24 protein-coding genes and 1 tRNA gene are annotated in these 25,595 nt (G+C 69.9%); 15 read left to right on the top strand and 10 right to left on the bottom strand.

Going from position 1 to position 25,595, the window contains the following annotated elements:
* Positions 1 to 15 precede the first annotated feature (15 nt).
* Positions 16 to 1,332, top strand: coding sequence for a spinster family MFS transporter (locus JLI01S_RS05960; RefSeq protein ID WP_068261500.1), 1,317 nt, complete (start codon positions 16 to 18; stop codon positions 1,330 to 1,332).
* On the opposite strand, the gene JLI01S_RS05965 is transcribed toward JLI01S_RS05960, so the two are convergent.
* Positions 1,316 to 1,915 (bottom strand): TetR/AcrR family transcriptional regulator, encoded by a 600-nt coding sequence (locus JLI01S_RS05965; protein WP_218005467.1) that lies wholly within the window; start codon positions 1,913 to 1,915, stop codon positions 1,316 to 1,318. The genes JLI01S_RS05960 and JLI01S_RS05965 overlap by 17 nt on opposite strands.
* 95 nt (positions 1,916 to 2,010) lie before the next feature.
* Here JLI01S_RS05965 and JLI01S_RS05970 point away from each other — a divergent pair, with 95 nt between their 5' ends.
* Positions 2,011 to 3,174, top strand: coding sequence for a sterol desaturase family protein (locus JLI01S_RS05970; protein ID WP_068261503.1), 1,164 nt, complete (start codon positions 2,011 to 2,013; stop codon positions 3,172 to 3,174).
* A gap of 125 nt (positions 3,175 to 3,299) precedes the next feature.
* On the opposite strand, the gene JLI01S_RS05975 is transcribed toward JLI01S_RS05970, so the two are convergent.
* The 5 genes from JLI01S_RS05975 to JLI01S_RS05995 form a co-directional block, all read right to left on the bottom strand.
* The gene (locus tag JLI01S_RS05975; protein ID WP_068261506.1) at positions 3,300 to 4,055 is read right to left on the bottom strand and encodes an iron ABC transporter ATP-binding protein; all 756 of its coding nucleotides are present in this window, start codon (positions 4,053 to 4,055) and stop codon (positions 3,300 to 3,302) included.
* Positions 4,052 to 5,080, bottom strand: a complete 1,029-nt coding sequence (locus JLI01S_RS05980) for an iron chelate uptake ABC transporter family permease subunit (RefSeq protein ID WP_068261587.1) — start codon at positions 5,078 to 5,080, stop codon at positions 4,052 to 4,054. The genes JLI01S_RS05975 and JLI01S_RS05980 overlap by 4 nt, the downstream gene beginning before the upstream one ends.
* Before the next feature lie 31 nt (positions 5,081 to 5,111).
* Positions 5,112 to 6,017 (bottom strand): ABC transporter permease, encoded by a 906-nt coding sequence (locus JLI01S_RS05985; protein WP_369407367.1) that lies wholly within the window; start codon positions 6,015 to 6,017, stop codon positions 5,112 to 5,114.
* A gap of 74 nt (positions 6,018 to 6,091) precedes the next feature.
* The gene (locus JLI01S_RS05990; protein WP_068261511.1) at positions 6,092 to 7,066 is read right to left on the bottom strand and encodes a siderophore ABC transporter substrate-binding protein; all 975 of its coding nucleotides are present in this window, start codon (positions 7,064 to 7,066) and stop codon (positions 6,092 to 6,094) included.
* A 136-nt stretch (positions 7,067 to 7,202) separates the two neighbouring features.
* Positions 7,203 to 8,036 carry a maleylpyruvate isomerase family mycothiol-dependent enzyme gene (locus JLI01S_RS05995; RefSeq protein WP_068261514.1) on the bottom strand — a complete coding sequence of 278 codons (834 nt, stop codon included), beginning with the start codon at positions 8,034 to 8,036 and terminating at the stop codon, positions 7,203 to 7,205.
* Positions 8,037 to 8,105: 69 nt separating this feature from the next.
* Here JLI01S_RS05995 and JLI01S_RS06000 point away from each other — a divergent pair, with 69 nt between their 5' ends.
* The 3 genes from JLI01S_RS06000 to JLI01S_RS06010 all read left to right on the top strand — a co-directional run bounded on the left by JLI01S_RS06000 (position 8,106) and on the right by JLI01S_RS06010 (position 9,736).
* Positions 8,106 to 8,897: a PIG-L deacetylase family protein gene (locus JLI01S_RS06000; protein ID WP_068261516.1), complete on the top strand. Its 792-nt coding sequence runs from the start codon at positions 8,106 to 8,108 to the stop codon at positions 8,895 to 8,897.
* Between the two features lie 49 nt (positions 8,898 to 8,946).
* Entirely contained in the window at positions 8,947 to 9,129 is a 183-nt protein-coding gene (locus tag JLI01S_RS06005) for a hypothetical protein (protein ID WP_068261519.1), read from the top strand.
* A 70-nt stretch (positions 9,130 to 9,199) separates the two neighbouring features.
* Positions 9,200 to 9,736: a ferritin gene (locus JLI01S_RS06010; RefSeq protein ID WP_068261522.1), complete on the top strand. Its 537-nt coding sequence runs from the start codon at positions 9,200 to 9,202 to the stop codon at positions 9,734 to 9,736.
* On the opposite strand, the gene JLI01S_RS06015 is transcribed toward JLI01S_RS06010, so the two are convergent.
* Positions 9,723 to 10,394, bottom strand: a complete 672-nt coding sequence (locus tag JLI01S_RS06015; protein ID WP_068261525.1) for an HAD-IA family hydrolase — start codon at positions 10,392 to 10,394, stop codon at positions 9,723 to 9,725. The two genes, JLI01S_RS06010 and JLI01S_RS06015, sit on opposite strands and share 14 nt — an antisense overlap.
* A 67-nt stretch (positions 10,395 to 10,461) precedes the next feature.
* Between JLI01S_RS06015 and JLI01S_RS06020 the strand changes: the two genes are divergently transcribed.
* From JLI01S_RS06020 to JLI01S_RS06055, 7 genes are all read left to right on the top strand, one after another.
* On the top strand, positions 10,462 to 11,238 hold the full coding sequence (locus JLI01S_RS06020) for an HpcH/HpaI aldolase family protein (RefSeq protein WP_068261527.1): 777 nt from the start codon (positions 10,462 to 10,464) through the stop codon (positions 11,236 to 11,238).
* Positions 11,239 to 11,328: 90 nt separating this feature from the next.
* Positions 11,329 to 12,822, top strand: a complete 1,494-nt coding sequence (locus JLI01S_RS06025) for an SDR family NAD(P)-dependent oxidoreductase (RefSeq protein WP_068261531.1) — start codon at positions 11,329 to 11,331, stop codon at positions 12,820 to 12,822.
* A 79-nt stretch (positions 12,823 to 12,901) separates the two neighbouring features.
* A complete protein-coding gene (gene fdh / locus JLI01S_RS06035) occupies positions 12,902 to 16,252 on the top strand; it encodes a formate dehydrogenase (RefSeq protein ID WP_245634539.1) in 3,351 nt (1,116 codons plus the stop codon).
* Positions 16,252 to 17,364 (top strand): 4Fe-4S dicluster domain-containing protein, encoded by a 1,113-nt coding sequence (locus JLI01S_RS06040; RefSeq protein WP_068261540.1) that lies wholly within the window; start codon positions 16,252 to 16,254, stop codon positions 17,362 to 17,364. Before fdh ends, JLI01S_RS06040 begins: the two co-directional genes overlap by 1 nt.
* Positions 17,361 to 18,488: an NrfD/PsrC family molybdoenzyme membrane anchor subunit gene (nrfD, locus tag JLI01S_RS06045; RefSeq protein WP_068261544.1), complete on the top strand. Its 1,128-nt coding sequence runs from the start codon at positions 17,361 to 17,363 to the stop codon at positions 18,486 to 18,488. The genes JLI01S_RS06040 and nrfD overlap by 4 nt, the downstream gene beginning before the upstream one ends.
* A gap of 36 nt (positions 18,489 to 18,524) precedes the next feature.
* Positions 18,525 to 19,814: an L-lactate MFS transporter gene (locus JLI01S_RS06050; RefSeq protein ID WP_068261548.1), complete on the top strand. Its 1,290-nt coding sequence runs from the start codon at positions 18,525 to 18,527 to the stop codon at positions 19,812 to 19,814.
* Positions 19,815 to 19,926: 112 nt separating this feature from the next.
* The gene (locus JLI01S_RS06055; RefSeq protein WP_068261551.1) at positions 19,927 to 20,361 is read left to right on the top strand and encodes a hypothetical protein; all 435 of its coding nucleotides are present in this window, start codon (positions 19,927 to 19,929) and stop codon (positions 20,359 to 20,361) included.
* Positions 20,362 to 20,451: 90 nt separating this feature from the next.
* On the opposite strand, the gene JLI01S_RS06060 is transcribed toward JLI01S_RS06055, so the two are convergent.
* The 3 genes from JLI01S_RS06060 to selD are packed head-to-tail and all read right to left on the bottom strand — an operon-like array spanning position 20,452 to position 23,062.
* Positions 20,452 to 21,621 (bottom strand): acyl-CoA dehydrogenase family protein, encoded by a 1,170-nt coding sequence (locus JLI01S_RS06060; RefSeq protein WP_068261554.1) that lies wholly within the window; start codon positions 21,619 to 21,621, stop codon positions 20,452 to 20,454.
* A gap of 50 nt (positions 21,622 to 21,671) precedes the next feature.
* On the bottom strand, positions 21,672 to 22,064 hold the full coding sequence (locus tag JLI01S_RS06065) for a rhodanese-like domain-containing protein (RefSeq protein ID WP_068261557.1): 393 nt from the start codon (positions 22,062 to 22,064) through the stop codon (positions 21,672 to 21,674).
* Positions 22,061 to 23,062 carry a selenide, water dikinase SelD gene (gene selD, locus JLI01S_RS06070; RefSeq protein WP_068261560.1) on the bottom strand — a complete coding sequence of 334 codons (1,002 nt, stop codon included), beginning with the start codon at positions 23,060 to 23,062 and terminating at the stop codon, positions 22,061 to 22,063. The genes JLI01S_RS06065 and selD overlap by 4 nt, the downstream gene beginning before the upstream one ends.
* A 58-nt stretch (positions 23,063 to 23,120) precedes the next feature.
* Between selD and JLI01S_RS06075 the strand changes: the two genes are divergently transcribed.
* The 3 genes from JLI01S_RS06075 to JLI01S_RS06085 all read left to right on the top strand — a co-directional run.
* Positions 23,121 to 23,216, top strand: a tRNA-Sec gene (locus JLI01S_RS06075).
* 30 nt (positions 23,217 to 23,246) lie between these two features.
* Positions 23,247 to 24,590: an L-seryl-tRNA(Sec) selenium transferase gene (selA, locus tag JLI01S_RS06080; protein ID WP_068261563.1), complete on the top strand. Its 1,344-nt coding sequence runs from the start codon at positions 23,247 to 23,249 to the stop codon at positions 24,588 to 24,590.
* On the top strand, positions 24,587 to 25,595 hold a 1,009-nt coding region (locus tag JLI01S_RS06085; protein WP_174521308.1), incomplete at its 3' end, for a GTP-binding protein. The genes selA and JLI01S_RS06085, both read left to right, overlap by 4 nt.

A 25,595-nucleotide genomic window follows, 5' to 3' on the forward strand; every position in this document is an offset into this window, starting at 1 on the left:
GTCCACACTGTGCCCATGGCCCTCGCCGACGCCGTGACGTCCCGCCAGCGCTGGTACCTGCTGGCGACGCTCACCCTGGCTAACGTCGTCAACTTCTACGACCGGACGATCCCGGCGGTCATCGTCGAGCCGCTCAAGGACGAGTTCGGCCTGAGCGACACGATGATCGGTGTGCTCGGGGGGTCCTTCACCATCGTGTACGCCATCGCCGGGGTGCTCCTCGGGCGGCTGGCCGACCGGGTGCCACGCCGCTATGTCATGGCCGGAGGCCTCGTCGTATGGAGCCTCTTCACCGGGGCGAGCGGACTGGTTCAGGGCTTCCTCTTCCTCTTCCTCTTCCGGCTCGGCGTGGGGATCGGCGAGGCCAGCTACGGGCCGGCGTCCAATGCCCTGATCTGCGACGCCTACGAGCCGAAGCGCCGCAGCCGCGCCATCAGCATCGTCTCCCTCGGCATCCCCATCGGGCTCCTGCTGGCCTTCCTCACCGTCGGAGTCGTCGTCGAGGCCACGGGGACCTGGCGCGCCCCCTTCATCATCGCGGCGGTGCCCGGTCTCCTGCTCGCGATCGCGATGCTCGTCATCAAGGAGCCGGAGCGTGGCGCCACCGACACGGCCGAGATGCGCGCGGCCGCGCAGGAGAGGCATCCGTACCGGGCGGTGCTGCGGATCCGCACGATCACCTGGCTCATGGTGGCCGGCATCGGGTTGCAGATCCCGACCTACGGCGTCGCCACCTTCATCGTCCCGCTCCTGCAGCGCTATTTCGGCCTGCCGATCGGGGCCGCGTCCATTGGCGCCGGAGCGATCCTCGGTCTCGCCGGGATCGTCGGCCTGCTGGTGGGCGGACGCCTGGCCGACCGCGCAACCGATCGCCACCCCTCCGGTCGCCTCGTCGTCCCGGCCATCGGATTCGCCCTCGCCATCCCCCTCACCCTCGCGGCCCTGCTCCTCGGGTCCGACAACGCGGTGCTCTTCATCGCCCTCTTCGCCACCGGCTGGACGGGCACCCAGTTCCTCTCCGCCGCAGCCTCGCCCGCGATCGCCGATGTCACGCCACCGGACATGCGAGCAACCGCCATCGCGGTCTACTTCGCGTCCTTCAACCTCGTCGGGGCGACCCTCGGGCCGATCTTCGTCGGCATCCTCTCCGACGCCTTCGCGACACCGGTCGGTGGCCTGAGCGCCGAAGCCGTCGGTCTGCACCGCGCCCTGCTCGTCATCGTGCCCGTCGGGTTGGTGATCGCCGTCTTCGGCTCTTATCGGGCCAGCCGGGCACTGCCTGCCGACCGGGAGTCGATGACCGGCCCATCGGGAGTCACTGCGACAGCGTGACCACGCCCAGCAGTCGGGCGAGCCGAGCCGCCATGTCCTCGGCGGAGTGGCCCTCGTGGTCCTGCCACCACGTGACTGCGGCCGCGACGATCGACTCCCACAGCCGGTCGAGGAGGTCGTGGTCGAGCGGGTCCGTCAGGCCGGCGCTGGAGAGCACGTCCCGGGTGCCGACGGTCCCCATCGTGCGCAGCTGCACCCGCAGCTCCATCGCGCGGGCCGCAGCGGCGGACCCCTCGGGCAGGGTCTCGTCGTTGATGAGCGCCCACGCGTGGCGGTGGTCAGCCATCGCACTGAAGATCGCGGTGAAGGTCTCCTGCGCCCGCTGCCCGGGGTCGCTCGCCGTCTGCGCCATCGCGATCGACGCGACCAGGCCGGGCCCGACCTCCTCGAGACAGGCCAGTGCGAGCGACTGCTTGGAGCCGAAGACGTTGTGCACCATCGCCTTGGAGACACCGGCGCGCTCGGCGACATCGGCCATCGACGCCCCGGCATAGCCCCTCCGGCCCAGCTCCTCGACGGCCTCGTCGACGAGCTGCCGCCTGCGCTCGGCGCGAGCCACGCCCTTCGTCCCGATCCCGGTCACATCTCCTCCTCCTGTGATGCGGCACATCTTGTCACCGGCCTGAACTGACTCTAGAGTCAGTTGCCCCCCTCTCGATGCGGCAAAGGAGCCCCGACATGCAGCGACCCGATCTCACCGTGCTGGCCATCCCGGCCTTCGTCGGTGCCATGGGCGCCGAGTTCTGGTGGCAGCGCAAGCACCCCGCCGCCCCGGGCGAGGACCGCGCGGGCGACTACGAGCTCAATGACACGATCGCCAGCCTGGCCATGGGCATCGGCAGCCTGATCGCTCCCTTCGTCACCGGTCCGATCATCCGCCGGCTCGCCCCCGGCCGCACCCGGGCGGGCAATGTTCTGGTCGGCCTCGGGGTGGCTGCCGGGGTCGCGACGACCGTCGGCGATGTCCTGCGCCGGCGCGCGGACCACGGAGGCAGGCTGCCCGCGGCGGGGACCCTCCCTTCCGACCAGACGCTGCCCACCACCGTCCGCTCACGCGTCGACGCCCTCGGCCTGATGACCTCGGGCTCCGCGGTCGCGGCCGTCGGATCCACCGCCGTGGCCGCCGCCTCGATCTGGGCGATCCAGACCTCCGCGACACGGCTCGCCCGGCACAGCCCGCTGTCGATGCGCTCCGGCGCCGCTGCCTACCTGATCGCCATTGCCGGTTGGGACTTCATCTACTACTGGAACCACCGGCTGGCCCACGAGTCACGGTGGCTGTGGGCCGTGCACGTCGTCCACCACAGCAGCGAGCGCTACAACCTCTCGACCGCACTGCGTCAGCCGGTGGCAGACGGCGTCACCATGTCCGTCCCGTACGGACTGCTCGCCCTGCTGGGCATCCCACCGCGCTACATCGAGGACGCCCGCGCGATCAACCTGATCTACCAGTTCTGGATCCACACCGAGGCCGTGCAGTCGATCGGCTGGCTGGAGAAGGTGCTCAACACCCCGAGCCACCACCGCGCCCACCACGGCAGCCAGCGCCAATACCTCGACATCAACCACGGTTCGATCCTCATCCTGTGGGACAAGCTCTTCGGCACCTTCGAGCCCGAGGTCGAGCGGGTGCGCTACGGCCTGACCCGCAACATCGAGACCTACAACCTCGGCACGATCGCCACCCACGAGTGGCGCGACATCGCCTCGGACATCGCCTCGTCGCCCACGTGGTCGGACCGGTTCGGCTTCCTGCTGCGCGGGCCCGGCTGGGCCTACGAGCGGCGCGACGAGCTCGCCCCGCCAACGCACGAGCCGGTCTCCGAGCCCGTCGCGGGCTGAGCACCCAACGTTACTTGCGGGTACGACGTGCACCTGCCGTCACCGCTCGATCCTCCGACCCCGACAACTCGGGCTTCTGGCCACCCTCGCGACCGAAGGTGCACGTCGTACCCGCGAGTCACCTGTCAGTAGTAGACGGCGAGCGGCCCGTTGGGGCCCTCGATCACCTGCACCGGGGTGTCAAAGACGCGCGTGAGCACCTCGTCGGTCATGATCTCGTCGGGCGTGCCGAACTCCACGACCTTGCCCTGCTTCACCGCGCAGATCCGGTCCGAGTAGTGCCCGGCGAAGTTGATGTCGTGCAGGACCACGATGATCGTGCGACCCAGCTCGAGCGCGGCCCGGCGCAGCATCCGCATCATGTGCACCGAGTGCTGCATGTCCAGGTTGTTGAGCGGCTCGTCGAGCAACACGTAGTCGGTGTCCTGGGACAGCACCATCGCGACATAGGCCCGCTGCCGCTGGCCGCCGGAGAGCTGGTCGAGGTAGCGGCCCTCGAGCCCACCGAGGTCGAGGAAGTCGATCGAGCGCGAGATGACCTCCTCGTCCTCCACGGTCAGCCGCCCCTGCGAGTGGGGGAAGCGACCGAAGCCCACCAGCTGGCGCACGGTGAGCCGGGTGATGAAGTGGTTTTCCTGCCGCAGGATCGAGATGACCTTGGCCAGGTCCTTTGACTTGGTGCTCGCCACGTCGTAGCCGGCGACCTCGATGGCCCCCTCGTCGAGGTCGAGCAGGCGACCGATCATCGTCAGCAGCGTCGACTTGCCGGCGCCGTTGGGACCGACGAGAGCGGTGACACCGCCGGCCGGGATCTCGAGGTCGACCGGTCCGATCGTCACCTCGCTGCCGTAGCTCTTGCGGACATCGGTCAAGGTGATCACAGGCGCCCCTTGCGGAGGATGACGATGAGGAAGACCGAGCCCCCGACGAGCTCGATGATGATCGAGACGACGCCCTGCGCGTAGAAGACGTGCTTCATCACGAAGTACGCCCCCGACAGGACGACGAAGCCGACGAGCACTGCCACGGGGAAGATCCGCCGGTGGTCGTAGCTGTCGGCGAACTGGTAGGCGAGCGTGGCGACGAGGAACCCGAGGAAGGTCATCGGCCCGACGAGCGCCGTCGAGACGGCCATGAGGATCGAGACGAGGAAGAGGGTCACCATGAGCTCGCGGCGGTGGTTGAGCCCGAGGTTGGTGGCGGTGTCGCGGCCGAGTGCCACGACGTTCAACCGGCTCGAGCGCCGCCACAGCAGGGCAGCGGCGACGATGCACAGCGGGATCGCGACGGGGAAGTACATCGGGTCGGCGTTGGCCATGGACCCGAACATCCGCGCGGTGAGCACGTCGAACTCGCTGGGCGTGAGCATCCGCCGCATGAAGGAGGAGACCGAGGCGAGCCCGCCGCCGATGACGATGCCGATCAGCAGCATGATCTCGACATTGCCGTAGCGCCCGGAGAGCAACCAGCCGTAGAGCGCGAGCGAGAGTCCGACCATGATCGCGATCTGCAGGACGAACTGCGGCAGCCCGGTGAGCATGCCCAGCCCCGCGACGCCGAGGAAGTACACGGCGGCCGTCTGCACCGCGACGTAGAGCGACTCGAAGCCCATGATCGAGGGCGTGATGATCCGGTTGTTGGTCACCGTCTGGAAGCTCACCGTCGCGATCGCCTGGCAGACCGCGACGACCGCCATCGCCACGAGAGAGCTCGCCCGCAGCTCGGCGACGAGCCAGAAGCCCTCGGAGCCGAGCGGCATCGGGTTGTCCCAGGCGAGGTGTCCGAAGCCGAAGCCGACCGCCAGGACGATGAGCACGGTCAGGACGATCCGGTAGCGCCGGCGGGAGCGGGCGGTGGGAAGGGGGCCTGACGCGCGTTCGCCCGTGGTCACCACGGAGTCCGTGATCGGCGGGGTCACGCGCGGCCGCGTGGGTGCCTCAGCCACGGCGACGCTGCTTCAGCAGGAGGGCGATGAAGACGGTCGCCCCGACGATCCCGAGGATGAGCGAGACCGGCACCTCGAAGGGCGCGATGATCGTGCGTCCGATGAGGTCGCAGACGGTGACGATGGCGATGCCCAGCAGGCAGACCCACGGCAGGTTGCTGCGCAGGTCGTCCCCGCGGAACATCGAGACGATGTTGGGGACGATCAGCCCGAGGAAGGGCAGGTTGCCGACGACGACCGTCACGACCCCGGTCGCCACGGCGATCAGGCAGGTCCCGATGAGGATGATCTGGTTGTAGTTGAGCCCGACATTGGTCGAGATCTCCTCACCGAGACCGGCGACGGTGAAGCGGTCGGCGACCACGAAGATGGCGACGGCCACGAGGGCGACGATCCACAGCACCTCGTACTGCCCGCGCAGGACCGAGGTGAAGCTGCCGGCGAACCAGATCCCCAGATTCTGCAGCATGTCGGTCTGCAGCGCGATGAAGGTGGAGACCGACCCCACGACGGCGCCCAGCATGATCCCCACGATCGGGACGATGAGCGAGGACCGCAGGGTCACCCTGCGCAGGAAGAGGAAGAAGACCATGGTGCCGATGAAGGCCGCGATGATCGCGCCGATCATCCGCTCCATGAGGCTGGCCCCCGGGAAGAGGATCATCACGGCGAGCAGGCCGAGACCGGCCCACTCGGTGGTGCCGGTCGTCGTCGGTTCGACGAAGCGGTTCTGCGTCAGCAGCTGCATCACCAGCCCGGACATCGCCATCGCGGCGCCGGCGAGGACGAGCGCCACGGTCCGCGGGATACGGGTGATGGCGAACATCTCGCCGCCCCGCTCACCGCCGAAGATGTCGTAGACGCCGGTGAAGAGGGAGACGACGAGGAGCCCGCCCACGGCCAGGATGCCGAGGGCGAGCTTCGGGTCGAGAAGGCGTCCCTTGGAGGCGCCGCGCTCAGCGGTCGTGGCAATCAGCTCTTCTTCTCCTCCAGCGCGTCGGCGAAGTCCGTGAAGAACTCGGTGAAGGTCTGGATGCCCTCGTTGGTGTAGGTGTCCGCGGGCATGAAGACGACATTGCCCTCCTTGATCGCGGTGACGTCCTTGAGCGCGTCGGAGTCCTCGAGGAGCTGCTTGGCGGGGGTGTAACCCTCCTCGTCGGCAGCCACGGCGGCATCGCGGTCCATGACGAGGATCCAGTCCGGGTCCGCCTTGGCGATGGCCTCCACGGAGACCTCGTCGCCCTGGTGGTCGTCACTCGCACCCTCGACCTCGAGGGCCGGCTTGAGGTCGAGCAGGTCGAAGACCGGGCCGAGCGTCTGCCCGACTGTCGGCGCGATGTAGCCGAGCTCGCCACCGGAGGTGTTGATGGCCATCACGGTGTCGCCGGGCTGGTAGGCCTCCTTGACCCGGGCGACCTGTGCGTCGAGGTCCTTGCCGAGCTTGGCGGCCTCGTCCCCCTTGTCGAAGACCTCGCCCAGGACATTGGTCGCGCGCTTGAGCTCGTCGTCGAGCGGCTCACCCTCGCGCGGGTCGAGGTTGAGGAAGGCCGCCTTGGGCGCCAGCTCCTTGAGCTTGGCCTCGTGGTCGGCGTAGCGGTTGCCGTTGATGACCAGGTCGGGCTTGGCGGCGACGATCGCCTCGAGGTTGGGCTCACGGTGGCTGCCGAGGTCGACGATGCTGTCGTCCTTGGTGTACTCGATCGTGTCCGGCATCAGGGTGACGGCTGCCGCGGAGAGCTTCACGTCCCAGTCGGAGAGGGTCTCGAAGGTGCGGTTGTCGGTCGCGACCACGGAGGCCGGCGCCTGCGGCACCTCCACCGCGCCCGTGTTGTCCTCCACCTCGATGGTGGGGCCGGCGGCGGTCTCGGCGTCAGAGGCTCCGCCGCAGGCGGACAGGGCGAGGGCGAGGCCACCGACGAGGGCGAGGGAGCGAGTGCGGGAGAGCACGAAGGGGGGTCCTTCCGAAGGGGGCGCCACCGCACGATGCCGGACGCCTGCTGATGAGGTTGACATGAGGCTAGCCTCACCAAACCTCCCCACGTCAACCGGGTCCTCTCTGCGGAACGCTGATGGGGTGGGTCCCTCAGTCCACGGGCTCGCCCAGCACCGCCGTCAGCTGGTCGATCACACCCTCACCACCCTCCATCGCGATCGGGTGCGCGGGGCCGCGGTGCCAGAGCCACAGGTCGAGGTCCTGCGCGGTCCCCGCGATCACCGCGTCGGCGCCACCGTGGCCGTGCGCCGCGCGATCGATGACGCGCAGGTGCGGCTGGTCGATGTCGGCACCGTCGTGCGGGTTGCGGCCGGTGATGCGACCGAGCGTGACGAGCACCCGGTGGCCCGTGTCGGTCATGTGCACCGCCACGGTGCCGCCACCGGGGGCGAAGCTCGCCCAGCGAGGGAGTCCTCCGTACATCCAGTCGAGGGCCTCGAGCACGCCGTCGGCCGCCAGGCCGGTGTCGAGCGGGGTGGGGTCGCCGACGGTCAGCTCGGCGTCGACCCGGTGGATGAGCATCTCGTGCGCCTGCCGGCGCATCGTGAATCCCACCGTGTGCAGCGCCGGGTCGCCGGCCCACGACCAGGCGGCGTCTGCCGGGTCGGCATTGCGCAGTCGCAGCATGAGCTCCTCGTGGGCGTGGTCGAGGACGCGCAGCAGCCCGTCCCGGTCCGCGGGGCGGGCGGGCTCCTCATATGCATCCGGCGCCTCCGGCCGGTTGGCGATGACCCATGCCCAGAAGTCCTGCACCTCGCCACCGGCATGCCACAGGAGGTCATCGACATCCCAGTCCGGGCAGCTGGGCACCGGCGCCCCCGGGTCGGCCGCGCCGACACACTCACGGAAGCGTGCGGTCTCCCGCTCCAACGCGGTGAGATAGCTGTCGAAGGGGAGCCAGTGGGCCTGCGCGTCAGCGGTCATGAGGTGAGACTTCTCCCCTTCGTCGCGTGAGGCAACGGGATTGTCGGCGAGCGGGTGCAGGATGGTCCGGTGACGACGACCGTGTTCTTCCACGCCCACCCCGACGACGAGGCCAGCGGGACCGCCGGCTCGATGATCCTCACCTCGGACGCCGGCCACCGGGTGGTCGTCGTCTACGCCACCCACGGCGAGCACGGCACGGTCCCCGACGACCTGGGCGAAGGGGGGAGCCTCGCCGACCACCGCCAGCGCGAGGCGGAGGCCTCGGCTGCGATCACGGGCACGGTCCGCGTCGAGTGGCTCGGGTACGCCGACTCCGGGATGACCGGGTGGGAGCAAAACGGTCACGAGACCTCCTTCCACTCCGCCGACCTCGACGAGGCCGCCGGACGGCTGGCGCGCATCCTCGACGAGGAGGACGCGGACATCCTCGTCGGCTACGACTGGCACGGCGGCTACGGCCACCCCGACCACGTCAAGGTCCACCACGTCGCCCATCGGGCCGCCGAGCTCGCCGCCCGACGACCCCGCCTCCTCGAGAACACGATGAACCGTGACCGGATGCGCGCCCAGCTCGCCCAGGCCAAGGAGATAGGGCTCGAGCTTGACCTGGACGTCGACGGCCCGATGGACGATGGCAACCCGATGGGCTTGCCGGAGAGCGAGATCCACCACGCGCTCGACGTCACCTCGGTCATCGACCGGAAGCGCGCAGCCCTGGCCAGTCACGGCTCCCAGGCCGACGTCCAGGGGATGCTGCAGATGCCCCCCGAGGTCTTTGCGGCCGCCTTCGGGATCGAGCACTACGCCGAGCCGGGGATACCACAGCAGCTGTCGACGGAGAACCCCTTCGTCTCATGAGCAGAACACAGGGTAGGCAGACCTAACCTCCTGGGTCTATCGTGCGGGCATGGGCAAGAAGGTGAAGATCGGCAAGGTCAAGGTCAAGGAGAAGTGCTGCGTCAGCAAGAGTCGCTGCAGCTCCTGCCCCATCCGCCTGCTCAAGGAGGGCCGGCTGCCCGACGGCTACGCCGTCCACAAGCGCAAGCTCGTCACCACCAAGCAGAAGGCCAAGTTGCGCGCTGCCGCCTGACCCGCCTGACCGCACGTAGGGTCGCCTGTCCTTGCTCGAATCGCGGCGGGCCCGACCGTAGGCTGGCGCGATGACGACCTCGAAGTTCGCCGCCCAGCTCACCGTGCAGATCGGTGAGGAGTTTGCCGCGCACCAGCAGTACCTCGCGATCGCCGCGTACTACGAGGGGATGACTCTGCCGCAGCTGGCCGGCTGCTTCTACCGCCAGGCCGCCGAGGAGCGCGGGCACGCGCTGATGATGGTCCAGTACCTGCTCGACACCGACCAGCCGGTCAACATCCCGGCCACGGCCGCTCCCCGGTGCGACCTCGAGGGTGCCGTGGCACCGATCGAGCTCGCGGTGGAGCAGGAGAAGACGGTCAGCGCGCAGATCAACGGCCTGACCCGGATCGCCCGCGACGAGAACGACTTTGCCGCCGAGCAGTTCATGCAGTGGTTCATCAAGGAGCAGGTCGAGGAGGTCTCCAAGATGCAGGACCTGCTCACCGTGGCCCGCCGCAGCGAGGACGACCTCAACGACATCGAGACCTATGTCGAGCGCGACATGGGTGCCGGCGCAGCCGACCCGGCCGCGCCCCGTCAGGCCGGCCAGGTCAGCGCAGGCTGACCCGCACCCGCCCGTCGACGACCGCGAAGCGCACGTCGGCCAGCGACTCCACGACGAGGTCGGCGCCCACCAGGGCGTCGGCCTCGCTCGTCGTCGTCACCGCGAGCACCGCGCACCCGGCAGCCCTGGCCGCAGCGATGCCGCTCGGGGCGTCCTCGCAGACCAGACAGTCCGCCGGTGCCACACCCAGGCGCTGCGCCGCCACGAGGAAGGGGTCGGGGTGCGGCTTGCCGCGCTCGACGTCGTCGAAGGTCACGACCTCGTCGATGCCGATCCCCGCTGCTGCCAGTCGAACTCGCGCCAGCTCACGCGTCGCCGACGTGGCCACCGCGACCGGGGCCCCGTCGAGTGCCGTGATCGCCTCGAGCACCCCGGCGAGGGCGATGACCCCCTCGACGTCAGCGACCTCGAGCTGCTCGATCCTCGCGAAGGCTGCCGCCGGGTCCAGCCAGGGCCCCACCGAGGCGATGATCGCCGGCGCTGGCATGCCGTGGTGGCCGACGAGGGTCGTGGGGTCGATGTCGTGCTCGAGGGCCCAGCGCACCCAGGAGCGCTCCACCGAGGCCGTCGAGTCGACGAGGGTTCCGTCGTTGTCGAAGATCACGGCAGCGAAGGTGCGGTCGGCAAAGGGGTCGGGGCCTGCTGGGGTGGAGTCCATGAGCACGACCTTAAGGAGATGCCCGCCGGACTCGGCCTAGGCTGGGCACAGAGCCCCTGGAGGTGCCATGTACAGCACGACGCCGGCCGGACCTGACCGCGAAGCCCCGCCCGACCGCGCCGCAATCGGTCCGGACTCGCGCGGCCTGTGGCTCATGGGCAATGACGTGGACCTCGCCCGCCGCCTCGCCGGCACGGGATTCGACTGGCTCGCCCTCGACGCCCAGCACGGCGCGATCGACCGCTCCGCCCTCGTGGACCTTGGCCGGGCCCTCGGTGACGTCGAGGCCAACTTCGTCGTGCGCGTCCCCGGTGTCGACCACGCGTGGATCGGCGCCTCGCTCGATGCGGGTGCTGCCGGAGTGATCGTCCCGTCGATCGCCTCCGTCGAGGATGCCCAGGAGGCCGTGCGGGCGACCTACTACCCGCCACTCGGTGAGCGCAGCTGGGGACCGTTGACCCCGATGTGGGACGGCTACGCCCCGGACGCCGAGCGCGCCAACGCCCACGTCCAGTGCGCGGTGATGATCGAGACGGCCGGCGCCCTCGATGCCGTCGAGGAGATCGCTGCACTGGACGGGGTCAACCTGCTCTTCCTCGGACCGGTCGACCTCTCGCTCTCCCTCGGGATGAGCCTGGACGACCTGCTCGCCGACACCTCCGACTCCGGCCCCGTCGGTCGGATCCTGGCCGCAGCCCGCAGCCACGGCATCGAGGTCGCCGCCTTCGCCGGCGATCCGGCGAGGGTCCCCGCGCTGCGGGCCCTGGGCATCGACCGCATCGCCGTGGCGACGGACATCGCGCTCGTGGCCCTCGGCGCACAGCAGGTCCTCGACCTCACCTGAAGCCACGTATCCTCGGGGTCCGTGAGTGAATCCCTGCCTGACGACGGCTTCGAGGCTACGGCCGCGGACGGCCTACGCACCTCTGCCAGCGTGGACGGCGTCGACCCCGACGACCTGGCCACCACCCTTCGCGTCCTCGGGATGCTCCACGAGCTGCCGTCGGGACACGAGGACATCTCCACGGTCAAGCGGGCGACCAGCTCGATGTACAACCGGGTGAAGAAGACCCGCCGCCGCGAGGCCCGCCAGGCCGAGCGCGGCCCCAAGGTCATCCACGACCAGGCGATCCTCGACCAGACCGCGACCGGCTCCCCGTTGCGCATCGACGACGAGACGAAGGGGATCCCCCTCACCTCCTCGACGGGGGCCCGCTACGCGGGCGAGCTGCAGATCCCGCGCGGCTGCTACATGTGCCACGCGGACTACACGCTCGTCGACGCCTTCTACCACTGGCTCTGCCCGGACTGCGCGGCCATGAGCCACGAGCGCCGCGACCAGGGCACGGACCTGCGCGGACGTCGGGCGCTGCTCACCGGTGGGCGCGCCAAGATCGGCATGTACATCGCCCTGCGCCTGCTGCGCGACGGAGCCGACCTGACGATCACGACCCGCTTCCCCAGGGATGCCGCGCGACGCTTCGCCGAGCTCGCCGACTCCCCCGAGTGGATCGACCGGCTGACGATCATCGGCATCGACCTGCGCGACCCGACGCAGGTCGTCGCGCTGACCGACGAGGTCGCTGCCGCAGGGCCGCTCGACATCCTCATCAACAACGCCTGCCAGACCGTGCGCCGCTCCCCCGGCGCCTACTCGAGCCTCGTCGACGGCGAGTCCCAGCCGCTGGAGACCGGTGGGGCGACGCCCAGGATGCTGACCTTCGACCGGGTGAGCGAGGCGCACCCGGCCGCGCTCATCGGGACGCTGGGTGAGCACCCGGTGCCGCACGCGGACGTCGCCGCACGCAGCGCCGCCGACCTGACCAAGCTCGCTCTCTCCGCCGGCAATGCCTCGCTCGAGGCGCACCTCGCCGGCACCGCCGTCGACGCCGGTGGCCTGCTGCCCGACGTCGTCGCGAGCAACTCGTGGAAGCAGACCGTCGACGAGGTCGACCCGCTCGAGCTCCTCGAGGTGCAGATGTGCAACTCGGTCGCTCCCTTCCTCCTCGTCTCCAGGCTGCGGCCGGCGATGCGGGCCGCAGTGGAGCGGCGCAGCGAAGAGGTCGGCCACGCTGCTCGGGCTTATGTCGTCAACGTCTCGGCGATGGAGGGGCAGTTCTCCCGGCGGTACAAGGGCGCCGGCCACCCGCACACCAACATGGCCAAGGCCGCGCTCAACATGCTGACCCGCACCTCTGCCGGCGAGATGTTCGAGACCGACCGGATCCTCATGACCGCCGTCGACACCGGCTGGATCACCGACGAGCGTCCGCACCACGAAAAGCTGGAGATCGCGGCCCAGGGATGGCACGCCCCGCTCGACCTCGTCGACGGTGCCGCCCGTGTCTACGACCCGATCGTGCGTGGCGAGCGCGGTGAGGACCTGCACGGGGTCTTCCTGAAGAACTACGAGCCGTACGCCTGGTAGAGGTGTGAAGGCTCCCGCGTCGGGTACAAAGGGGATACGGTGACAGAGGTCACGACCTCTTGACGAAGGAGCAGCCGCAATGGCACCGAAGGACTCGACCTTCTTGGGCTGGCCCGTCCTGCGGCAGCTGGCCTCCGGCGACTTCCTCGGCCGCGGCAACGCGGTCACCTCACGCACGACCCGTGAGATCGAGCCGCGCACGTCGACGGCCGACCGTGTCGTGCAGAGCGTGTGCCCCTACTGCGCCGTCGGCTGCGGTCAGCGGGTCTTCGTCAAGGACGACAAGGTCGTCCAGATCGAGGGTGACCCGGACTCGCCGGTGAGCCGCGGGCGGTTGTGCCCCAAGGGTGCCGCGAGCGAGCAGCTGGTCAACTCCCCCACCCGTCAGACCCACGTGCTCTACCGGGCGCCGGGCGCCACGGAGTTCCAGCGGATCGAGCTCGACGAGGCGATCGACATGGTCGCCGACCGCTACCTGGAGGCTCGCGCCAACAAGTGGCAGGAGGTCGACGACAAGGGTCGACGGCTGCGGCGCACGATGGGCATCGCCTCTCTCGGGGGCGCGACCCTCGACAACGAAGAGAACTACCTGATGAAGAAGCTGTACACGGCTTCTGGCGCGATACAGATCGAGAACCAGGCGCGTATTTGACACTCCGCCACGGTTCCCAGTCTGGGATCCTCCTTCGGGCGCGGCGGCGCCACCCAGTCCCTGCAGGACATGGCCAACGCAGACTGCATCATCATCCAGGGTTCCAACATGGCCGAGTGCCACCCCGTGGGCTTCCAGTGGGTGGCCGAGGCCAAGGCCCGTGGCGCCCGGGTGATCCACATCGACCCCCGCTTCACCCGCACCTCGGCGCTCGCTGACACGCACGCCGCGATCCGGGCCGGGACCGATGTCGTCCTGCTCGGTGCACTGATCAACCACGTCCTCGCCAAGGACCTCTACTTCCACGACTACGTCGTCGCCTACACCAACGCGGCCACGCTCGTCAGCGAGGACTTCGTCGACACCGAGGACCTCGACGGTGTCTTCTCCGGCTACGACCCGGAGACCGGCACCTACGACATGTCCTCGTGGGCGTACGACGCGCGCACGGACGGCGAAGGGGGCGGCGACGACGTCGACGGTCCCTCGGGTGAGAACGAGCACGGTGCCAGCAAGACCGCCCGCGCCGCGGGCGACCAGCACGGCGGCGCCGGCCCGGCCCTGGAGCACTCGCGGGTCATCCGCGACGAGACCCTGCAGCACCCGCGCTCCGTCTTCCAGGTGCTCAAGCGGCACTATTCGCGCTACACACCCCAGATGGTCGAGGACGTCTGCGGCATCCCGCAGTGGCAGTTCCACCAGATCGCGGACGCGCTGACGGCCAACTCCGGCCGCGAGCGCACGACCTGCTTCGCCTATGCGTTGGGCTGGACCCAGCACAGCCTCGGCGCCCAGTTCATCCGCACGGCGGCGATCCTCCAACTGCTCATGGGCAACATGGGACGCCCCGGTGGCGGGATCATGGCGCTGCGCGGTCACGCGAGCATCCAGGGCTCGACGGACATCCCGACCCTCTTCAACATCCTCCCGGGCTACCTGCCGATGCCGATGGTCGGCCAGCACGACACCTACGAGGAGTACCTGTCGAGCATCAGCTCGCCTCTGCAGAAGGGCTTCTGGACCGAGGCCCCGTCCTACACCGCGAGCCTGCTGAAGTCGTGGTTCGGCGATGCTGCGACGCCCGAGAACAACTTCTGCTACGACTACCTGCCGCGTCTGACCGGCGCGCACGGGACCTACCAGAGCGTCATGGCGATGCTCGACGACGAGGTCGAGGGCTACTTCGTCATCGGGCAGAACCCTGCGGTCGGGTCGGCCCACGGCAAGATGCAGCGTCTGGCGATGACCCACCTGAAGTGGGTCGTCGTGCGCGACTTCCAGCTCATCGAGTCGGCGACCTTCTGGAAGGACTCCCCGGAGATCGCCAGCGGCGAGCTGAAGACCGAGGACATCGACACCGAGGTCTTCTTCTTCCCCGCGGCCAACCACGTCGAGAAGTCGGGCACCTTCACCCAGACCCAGCGGATGCTCCAGTGGCACCACCAGGCGATCCAGCCCCCGGGCGATGCGCAGAGCGAGCTCGAGTTCTTCCACGAGCTCGGCGTGCGCATCCGCGAGCGACTGAAGGACTCCACGGACGAACGCGACCGGCCACTGCTCGACATGACCTGGGACTACCCCAAGGACGAGCACGGCGAGACCGACGCCGAGGCGGTGCTGGCGGAGATCAACGGCTTCCACCTCACCGGCGACAAGGCGAGCCAGCCGCTCAGCACCTTCGCCGAGATGAAGCCCGACGGCTCAACCACGGGCGGCTGCTGGATCTACACCGGCGTCTTCGCCGGCGGGGTCAACAAGTCCAAGAACCGCGTCCCCGGACGCGATCAGGACGAGACGGCCCTCGACTGGGGCTGGGCCTGGCCGATGAACCGACGGGTCCTCTACAACCGCGCCTCCGCAGCGCCCGACGGGACTCCATGGAGCGAGCGCAAGAAGTACGTCTGGTGGGACGTCGACGCCAAGAAGTGGGTCGGCAAGGACGTGCCCGACTTCCCGGTCGATCGCGACCCGACCTTCCGGCCCGACGCCGACGTCGGTGGGCCGGCGGCAATCGCCGGGGACGACCCCTTCATCATGCAGGCCGACGGCAAGGGCTGGCTCTTCGCACCCAAGGGCATGGTCGACGGTCCCCTGCCCAGTCACTACGAGGCGCAGGAGTCGCCGGTCACCAACCCGCTGTACTCGCAGCAGCGCAACCCGGGCCGGCTGGTCTACCCGCGCAAGGACAACCTGTGGAGTCCGTCCGGTGACGAGCCGGGATCGGGTGTCTACCCCTTCGTCTTCACGACCTACCGCCTCACCGAGCACCACACCGCCGGGGGGATGAGCCGCTGGCTGCCGTACCTGTCGGAACTGCAGCCGGAGATGTTCTGCGAGGTCTCCCCCGAGCTCGCCGAGCAACAAGGGCTGGTCAACGGCGAGTGGGCGACGATCGTCTCGGCGCGCAGCGCCATCGAGGCACGCGTCCTGGTCACCGAGCGCATGACGCCGCTGACGATCATGGGCAACACGGTCCACCAGATCGGCCTGCCCTATCACTGGGGTGTCGGGCGCGATGCGGTCGTCGAGGGCGATGGCGCCAACGACCTGCTCGGCGTGGCCCTGGACCCCAATGTCCAGATCCAGGAGTCCAAGGTCGGCGCCTGCGACATCATCCCCGGCCGGCGGCCCCACGGTGACGCGCTGCTGAGGTTCGTCGCCGAGTACCAGTCGCGGGCAGGGACCACGGTCGAGACCGGCAACCAGCACGCCGACGACGTCCCGGCGGCGGTCCACGCGCGTCGCGCAGCCACCCGCGAGACGGAAGGAGACCGCTGATGGGCTACCTCTCCCGACAGCTCTCGGGCCAGACCGACCCGGCCACCGACGCCGGGTGGCAGGAGGCACCGAGCCGCAAGGGCTTTTTCACCGACACCTCGATCTGCATCGGCTGCAAGGCCTGCGAGGTCGCCTGCAAGGAGTGGAACGGCATCCCGCTCGACGGGCTGGCGATCACGGGCAACTCCTACGACAACACCGGCGACCTCGGGGCGAGCACGTGGCGCCACGTCGCCTTCGTCGAGCAGAGCCAGGACCGGATCGAGGCCGCGCGCGAGTCGGGTCGGCGGCTCGTGGACCTGGGCATGCCTAGCATGGGTGCACCCGCACCGGCACCCGAGCCGTCGATCGCCTCCCCCGCCGGGTACGGCACGCTCCCCGCGCCGATCGAGGGGCACGGTCCAGCACTGACGGACATGCTCAGCGAAAAGGCCAATGTCGAGGCCGGCGGCACGGGCGACTACGGCCTCACCGTCGACGGCGTGCCGATCGTCGGAGCGGTCCCGGAGTTTCGTTGGCTGATGTCCTCCGACGTGTGCAAGCACTGCACCCACGCCGGCTGCCTGGACGTCTGCCCCACGGGCTCCCTCTTCCGCAGCGAGCACGGCACCGTCGTCGTGCAGGACGACATCTGCAACGGATGCGGCTACTGCGTCGGCGCCTGCCCCTTCGGCGTCATCGAGCGCCGCACCGACAAGAGCGTCTCGGTCACTGCTGACAGCCACGTCCCCAATGTCGGCGTCGCCCAGAAGTGCACCCTCTGCTACGACCGGCTGACCCACGACCAGACCCCCGCGTGCGCCCAGACCTGCCCGACGACGTCGATCAAGTTCGGCGCGCACGAGGACATGGTGACCACGGCCCGCGAGCGTGTCACCCAGCTGCACGAGCAGGGCTTCACCGAGGCTCGTCTCTACGGCGCCAACGAGCACGACGGCGTCGGCGGCACCGGCTCGGTCTTCCTCCTGCTCGACGAGCCCGAGGTCTACGGCCTGCCCCCGGACCCGGTCGTCCCCACGGCCAAGCTGCCCGAGATGTTCCGCGCTGCGGGCCTCGCCGGGATCGGCCTGCTCGGAGCCGTGGCCGTCTCCTTCATCGGGAGCACGTCGTGACGACCTCTCCCTTCGACAGCTACCGCCCGCCCGAGGAGGGTCGGCGCAAGCGCCGCCGTGACTCCGGGATCCGCCGGGCCGGCGATCTGGCCAAGGGCGCCCAGCGCAGCTGGCTCAGCCGCGACGGCGGCGGTCGTCGGGAGGCGCCCGCGGTTCCGGACGCCGAGTTCTCCAGCTATTACGGCCAGGCGATCGTCAAGCCGGTGCCGTGGGACCACAAGATCTCCGCGTACCTCTTCGTCGGGGGCATCGCGGGGACGTCCGGCATCATCCAGGCGGGAGCTGCGGCCACGGGCAATGCTGTCCTGCAACGCAATGCACGACTGACGGCGATGACCACCGTCGCACTCAGCGGCGCGGCCCTCGTGGCCGACCTCGGGCGACCCGAGCGCTTCCTCAACATGATGCGCACCGTCAAGCTCACCTCCCCCATGTCGGTCGGCACCTGGATCCTCACCGCCTACGCAGGGTGTGCATCAGTCACCACGGGCGCCGAGGTGCTGCGACTCCTGCCCGCGCGGGGACCGGTCACGGCCCTCACCCGGGTCACGGACGCACTCGACACTCCGTCGACCATCGGTCAGGCCGCCTTCGGCGCGCCGCTCGCGGCATACACCGCTGTCCTGCTCGCCGACACCGCCCACCCGGTGTGGCACGAGAGCCGGCGTCAGCTCCCCTTCGTCTTCGTCGGCTCTGCGGCCCTGGCCTCCGCGGGCGTGCAGATGGTCCTGACCCCCGCTGCTCTTGCCGGTCCGGTGCGTCGGCTGGCTCTGGCGGGTGTCGCCACCGAGCTGGCCGCCATGCACCAGCTCGAGGAGCACCTGGCCGATCTGGGCATCGACGAGCCGGTCACCACCGGGCAGGGCGCGGGCAAGCTGCGCCTGGCCAAGGGGCTGGCCATCGCCGGCGGCCTGGGCACCCTGCTCGCGGGGCGCAGTCGCGTCGCCGCGATCGCCTCGGGCACGGCCCTGGCGGCCGCTTCGGCCCTGACCCGCATGGGGATCGTCGAGGCGGGTATCGAGTCGGCCAAGGACCCCAAGTACACCGTCCGTGTCCAGAAGGACCGGCTCGACAAGAGACGACAGCAGGGCTCCATCGACGACAGCATCGTCACGGTCCGCTGACCAGCGGGCCGTGCCCCTTCGTACCAGGAGGTCTCCATGAGCACGGCAACCACGAGCTCCGCTTCGGCCGCCACCGGCAACCGGTGGCTCATCCTCGCTGGTGGTGTCCTCGTCCAGCTGACGATCGGGGCCGTCTACGCATGGAGCACCTTCAGCAAGGCGATCCAGGGTGACGCGTCGGCGATCGAGCTGTCCAAGGTCCAGGCCACCATCCCCTTCGAGGTGGCCATCGGCATGCTCTTCCTCGGGACCTTCCTCGGTGGGCGCATCCAGGACAAGCGCGGACCACGGCTCGTCGCCCTGGCCGGTGTCGTCATCTACTCGATCGGCATCATGCTGGCCAGCCTCACCCGGGAGGCCTCCGACCTGTGGCTGCTCATCCTCGGCTACGGCGTGCTCGGCGGCTTCGGTCTCGGCCTGGCCTACATCGTGCCGATCGCCATGCTGCAGAAGTGGTTCCCCGACAAGCGCGGCCTGATCACCGGCATCGCTGTCGGTGGCTTCGGCTTCGGTGCCGTCATCACCTCCCCGCTCGCCCAGCGGATGATCGACGGGATGGCTGGCTACGACGTCCACCCGACCAAGGCCTTCCTCTGGTTGGGCGTCGCCTACCTGGTCTTCGGCCTCATCGGCGCCTCGGTCTTCAAGAACCCGCCGGCCGGCTATGTCGCGCCCGGCGTGGCCGCGGCAGAGGCGAAGCACGACACCAAGAAGCAGGAGCAGGCCAAGAAGGCCGCCCGTGACTTCACCCAGCAGGAGGCGCTGAGCACCCCGCAGTGGTACATGCTCACGCTCATCCTGACGATCTCCGTGACCGCCGGCATCTCACTGATCTCTGTCGCCGCCGGGACCGCCACGGACGTGGCGGGCATGAGCGCCGCCGCGGCCGCGACCCTCGTCGGCGTCATGGGCCTCTTCAACGGCGGTGGTCGCATCCTCTGGGCGGCGGTCTCCGACAAGATCGGCCGCATGCCGGCCTTCATGGGCATCCTCGGGCTGCAGGGTCTGGCCCTGCTCGCGATCCCGCACATCGGCAATGCCGCCGCCTTCTACGTGCTGTGCGCCATCGTCTACACCTGCTACGGCGGCGCCTTCGGCACCCTGCCGGCCACTGCTGGCGACTTCTTCGGAGTGAAGAACTCCGGTGGCATCTACGGCCTGATGCTCATCGGCTGGTCCATCGGCGGGATCATCGGCCCGCTGCTCATCTCGTGGCTCATCGGCGAGGACCAGGCGTACACGATGGCCTTCACCGTCATGGGCATCATCGCCCTCGCCGGTCTGGTGATCCCCTTCATCGCCAAGCCGCCGAAGCACCACGCCTGACATCTCCTGGATGAAATGCGCATCCGCGACCGCGTCTCCCGGTCGTCGGGTCTGGCATGCTCAGGTCCGCCCGACACATCGTCGGCCATCACTGGACCAGGGGAGATCTCTCATGCGCAATCGACTCATCGGCGCTGCCGCTGCTGTGGCCTGCACGGCAGGCCTGGCCGTCACTTCCGCTGCACCCGCCAGCGCCGCCGGCTGGGGCACGATCTCATCGTCCAGCGTCGGCAAGTCCTTGTCGTACAGCTCATGGACCACGCTGGGGCGGTCCTTCAAGCCGGCCCCGGGGGTCATCTATCGCTATTGCGTCGTCGGCAAGGGCACGACGAAGGCCAACCTGCAGCCGACGGCCTTCGGCACGACGGCGTCGTTCACCAACAGCAAGTCCTACGTGACGCGGTGCACGAAGAGCTGGAAGACCCCGTCCGGTTACGGCTCCACCATGACGCCGTCCGCGGCCAAGCTCACGTCGAGCGGCAGCGTCTACATCTCCAAGGTCTACGTGCAGCGCTACTACTCGGGTCCAGTTCCCAGCGCCGCCTGACTACCACTCGGCAGCCTGCCCATCCGCGGGTGGGCAGGCGGGCCGTCGTGTGCTTCTCGGTCGGGCTGACAAGGCCCCGAGCCCTCCCGCTCAGCGGTGGGCGGACTGACCGGTGAGGACCTGGCCGATGATCAGCTGGTGCACCTCGGACGTACCCTCGTAGGTGAGGACCGACTCCAGGTTGTTGGCGTGGCGCATGATGGGGTGGTCGAGCGTGATGCCGGCGGCGCCGAGGATCGTGCGGCACTCGCGGGCTATGGCGATCGCCTCGCGGGTGTTGTTGAGCTTGCCCAGGCTGACCTGCGTGTGGTGCAGCGTGCCAGCGTCCTTGAGGCGGCCCAGGTGGAGCGCGAGCAGCATCCCCTTGCCCAGCTCGAGCGTCATGTCGGCCAGCTTGGCCTGGGTGAGCTGGTAGGCGGAGAGCGGCTTGTCGAAGATCGCGCGGTCACCGGCATAGGAGATCGCCGTCTCCAGGCAGTCCCTCGCGGCGCCCAAGGAGCCGAAGACGATGCCGAAACGCGCCTCGTTGAGGCAGGAGAGCGGACCCGAGAGTCCGACGGCCTCGGGCAGGACCGCCGATCCGGGTAGGCGCACGTCGTCGAGGACGAGCTCGCTCGTGACCGATGCGCGCAGCGACATCTTCCGCGTGATCTCCGGGGCCGAGAAGCCGGGGGTGTCGGTCGGCACGACGAAGCCGCGCACCCCTTCGTCCGTCTGCGCCCAGACCACAGCCACGTCGGCGACCGAGCCGTTGGTGATCCACATCTTGTTGCCCGTGAGGACCCAGTCGTCACCGTCCCGACGAGCGCGGGTGCGCATGCCCCCGGGGTTGGAGCCGAAGTCGGGCTCGGTCAGCCCGAAGCACCCGATCGCCTCACCGGTGGCCATGCGCGGCAGCCACTCCTGCTTCTGCTCCTCGGACCCGTGCTTCCAGATCGCAAACATCGCCAGCGACCCTTGGACGGACACGAGGGAGCGCACGCCGGAGTCGCCGGCCTCGAGCTCCATGCAGGCCAGCCCGTACGCGGTCGCCGACATGCCCGCGCAGCCGTACCCCTCGAGGTGCATGCCGAGCACACCGAGGTCACCGAGCTCCGTGGCGAGCTCTCGCACCGGTATCGACGCCGACTCGTACCAGTCGGCCAGGTGTGGCTTGATCCTGGTCTCGACGTGGGTGCGCACGGTGCCGCGGATCGCGATGTCCTCCTCGGAGAGCAAGGCGTCGGTGTTGACGAACTCGAGCGGGGTCTGGGTGGCCATGGGTGAGGTCCTTACAGAGGAGGGCGGGGTCTCATGCATGTCGTCGGCTCTCACTCGCGGACGTCGGCCGGGCCGTCGTGGAAGGGCAGGCCCGCGGCGGCCCAGGCCTCGACCCCGCCGACCACGTCGGTCGCGTCGACTCCCAGTGAGCGAAGGGAGGCAGCCGCCAGTGACGAGCTGTAGCCCTGACGGCACAGGACGATCACCCGGGCCCGGGGCGTCGCCTCGGGGATGCGGTGGGGGCAGGTCGGGTCCAGGCGCCACTCGAGGACGGTCCGATCGATGACGAGGGCACCGGGCAGCTCACCCTGCCGGGCCCGTTGGGCAGCGGTCCGGGTGTCGACGAGGAGGGCTCCCCCCTTCGCGGCATCGTGTGCTTGGTGCGGGGTGAGGCGGGTCAGACCGGCCCGGGCCGACTCGAGGAGCCGGCCGACCTCGCTCATGCCACCTGCACCAGGGCGCGGTCGGGCAGCGAGCCGGCAGCGACGGTCTCGCCGACGACCGGGGCACCGGGGACCTCGCCGACGACGAGCAGCCCGCCAGAGGTCTGCGCGTCCGCGAGCAGGATGAGCTCGTCCTCGCTGATGCCAACCGCGGACAGGTGCGGGCGGACCCAGTCGAGATTGCGCTTGGAGCCGCCCGGGACGTGCCCGGCAGCGAGGGCCTCGCGGGCACCCGTCACGTAGGGAACCGCGGCGGCATCGATCCGAGCGGCGACGCCGGAGGCCCGGCACATCTTGTAGAGGTGGCCGAGCAGACCAAATCCGGTGACATCGGTCGCCGCCCGGACACCCACAGCCAGGGCCGCCTGCGCGGCATCGCGGTTGAGGGCAACCATCGAGGCGATGGCTTCTTCGCTGCGCTCCCCCGTCGCCTTGTGCCGGTTGTTGAGCACGCCGACGCCGAGCGGCTTGGTCAGGCTGATAGGCAGGCCTGCTTCTGCAGCGTCGTTGCGCATCAGGCGGTCCGGGTCGGCGGTGCCGGTGACGGCCATGCCGTAGATCGGCTCGGGGGCGTCGATGCTGTGGCCACCCAATACGGGGAAGCCGGCCTCGGTGGCGACGTCGAGGCCCCCACGGAGCACCTCGGTCAGCAGCTCGGTCGGGAGCAGCTCCCGCGGCCAGGCGACGAGGTTGATCGCCATGATCGGGTCGCCACCCATGGCGTAGATGTCGGAGACCGCATTGGCCGCGGCGATCCGACCCCAGTCATAGGGATCGTCGACGACGGGCGTGAAGAAGTCCGAGGTCGAGAGCACCGCGCGGCCGCCGTCGATGCGCACCGCCGCCGCGTCGTCGCCGTCGTCGAGACCGACGAGGACGTCGGAGCCGGGCGGGGCCGCGACGTGCAGGCCGGCGACGATCTGCTCGAGCTCACCCGCCGGGATCTTGCAGGCGCAGCCCCCGCCGCGGGCGAACTGGGTCAGTCGGATCGGCTCCATGACCTCACCCTAGGACCCGAGGGCGTGACGTGGGTCTCCTGCCCCTAAGGTTGGACTCGGAGGCGTCTGGGTTCCTGGTGGTCCCCCCGGTCTTCAACACCGGTGAGGCCGAGCATCTCGGTCTGGCGGGTTCGATTCCCGTCCGCCTCCGCCAGTCTCCACCCTGACGAAGGGAGCGCCACCCGTGAGCGAGGACCCGCGCCGGGCCATCCCCCGCACGGACACCGTGCTGGCTCAGCCTCCCTTCGTCGCAGCGGCCGAGCAGCTGGGTCGCGTCGTCGTGCGCAACGCCGTCGTCGCGGCCCAGCAGCGAGCCCGTGACGGTGAGCTCGCACCCGACGAGGTCGTCGGCGCCGCCCTCGCAGCCCTGCCCACCCGGACGAGCTCACTCACCCCGGTGCTCAACGCGACGGGCGTCGTCGTCCACACCAACATCGGGCGAGCACCCCTCTCCCCCAGCGCGATCGACGCCGTCGTCGATGCCGCCGGATACGTGGACGTCGAGATGGACCTGGCCACCGGCGCGCGCAGCCGGCGGGGAGCGGGAGCGCTGGGCGCCCTGCTCGAGGCGGTCCCGGACGCCGCAGGTGCGTTGGTGGTCAACAACGGCGCGGCGGCGCTGGTCCTCGCGACCACCGCACTGGCCGCCGGACGCGAGGTGGTCGTCTCCCGCGGGGAGATGGTCGAGATCGGTGACGGCTTCCGCCTGCCCGACCTGATCGCCTCGACCGGCGCGCGGCTGCGCGAGGTGGGCACGACCAACCGGACCCACCTGCGTGACTACGCCGACGCGATCGGGCCGGAGACGGGGTGCGTGCTCAAGGTCCATCCGAGCAACTTCCGGGTCGACGGGTTCGTCACCTCGGTCGGGCTGGACGAGCTGCGAGGGCTCACTCGTCCTGATGGCTCGAGCGTGCCGGTCGTCGCCGACATCGGCTCCGGTCTCCTCTCCCCCGACCCGCTGCTGCCCGACGAGCCGGATGCGACGACCTGGCTGCGCGCCGGCGCCACGATCGTCACCGCGAGCGGCGACAAGCTGCTCGGCGGACCGCAGGCCGGGCTCGTCCTCGGTGACGCGGAGGTCGTCGAGAAGCTGCGCCAGCATCCCCTCCAGCGTGCGCTGCGCGTCGACAAGCTCGCCCTCGCCGCGCTCGAGGCGACCGTGCGTGGACCCGTCCCACCCGTGACGGCGGCGCTGCACGCAACCGCCGACGACCTGCGGCCCCGTGTCGAGGCACTCGCCGCCGAGGTCGGTCGCGAGATCGTCCCGGTCGAGGGTCGAGTCGGTGGCGGGGGCGCCCCCGGGGTCCCACTGCCAGGATGGGCCGTCGAGATCCCCGTCGCTGCGGTCGAGCGACTACGCCAGCCCGAGGGTGACCTGCCGGTCGTCCTCGCCCGCGTCGAAGGGGGCCGTGGCCTGGTCGACCTGCGCTGCATCCCCGCCGACCGGGATGTCGACGTGCTGGCAGCGCTGCGAGCGGCACTGGGGCACGACGGATCTGGCGCGACTCCCCCTTCGTCGTCATGAGGAGAGTGCTCGCCACTGCCGGGCACGTCGACCACGGCAAGTCGACCCTCGTGCAGGCCCTCACGGGGCGCGACCCCGACCGGCTGCGCGAGGAGCGTGAGCGCGGACTGACGATCCAGCTGGGCTACGCGTGGACGACCCTGCCGAGCGGGGCGGAGGTCGCCTTCGTCGACGTGCCGGGGCACCAGCGCTTCGTCGGGACGATGCTCTCCGGGCTCGGCCCGGCGCCAGCGGTGGTCTTCGTCGTCGCCGCCGACCAGGGCTGGCAGGCGCAGAGCAGCGAGCACCTCGCGGCCGTCCAGGCCCTGGGCATCACCGACGGGCTGCTCGTGCTCACCCGCTGCGACCTGGCCGACGAGCCCCAGCGCGATCAGGTGCGGACGGAGGCCACCCGGCGGTTGACGGAGGCCGGGCTCGACGTACCGGCGGTGGAGGTGTCGGCCGTCCGCGGCGACGGCATGGACGCGCTGCGGGTCGCTCTCGACGACCTGGCAGGGCGACTGTCCGAGCCGGATCCCGGTGCGCCCGTGCGGCTCTGGGGCGACCGCAGCTTTTCGGTCTCGGGCGCGGGGACGGTCGTCACCGGCACGCTCGGCGCCGGCACGGTCCGGGCCGGCGACCGCCTGACACTGCTGGACCACGGACGCGCTCGTGAGGTGAGCGTGCGCGGCCTGCACAGCCAGGACTCCGCTCGCGAGGAGGTCGGACCGGTCTCTCGGGTCGCGGTCAACCTGCGCCGGGTCGAGTCCGACGAGGTCGGCCGTTCGCTCGCGCTGCTCACGCCGGGAGCCTTCGAGCTGGCATCGGTCATCGACGTCGCGTTGACCGAGGTGGCCGTCACCGAATCCGCGCATCTGCCCCGGCAGATGCAGGGTGAGGGTGACCACGACAGGGGCGTCGACCGGGCAACGCTGCACGTCGGGTCGCTCGACATCGCCGTCCACGTGCGTCCGCTCGCGGACGGGCTGGCCCGCCTCTCAGCCGACGTCGACCTGCCGTGGCGGG

It is taken from the genome of Janibacter limosus NBRC 16128 (assembly GCF_001570985.1).
Lineage (GTDB): Bacteria > Actinomycetota > Actinomycetes > Actinomycetales > Dermatophilaceae > Janibacter > Janibacter limosus.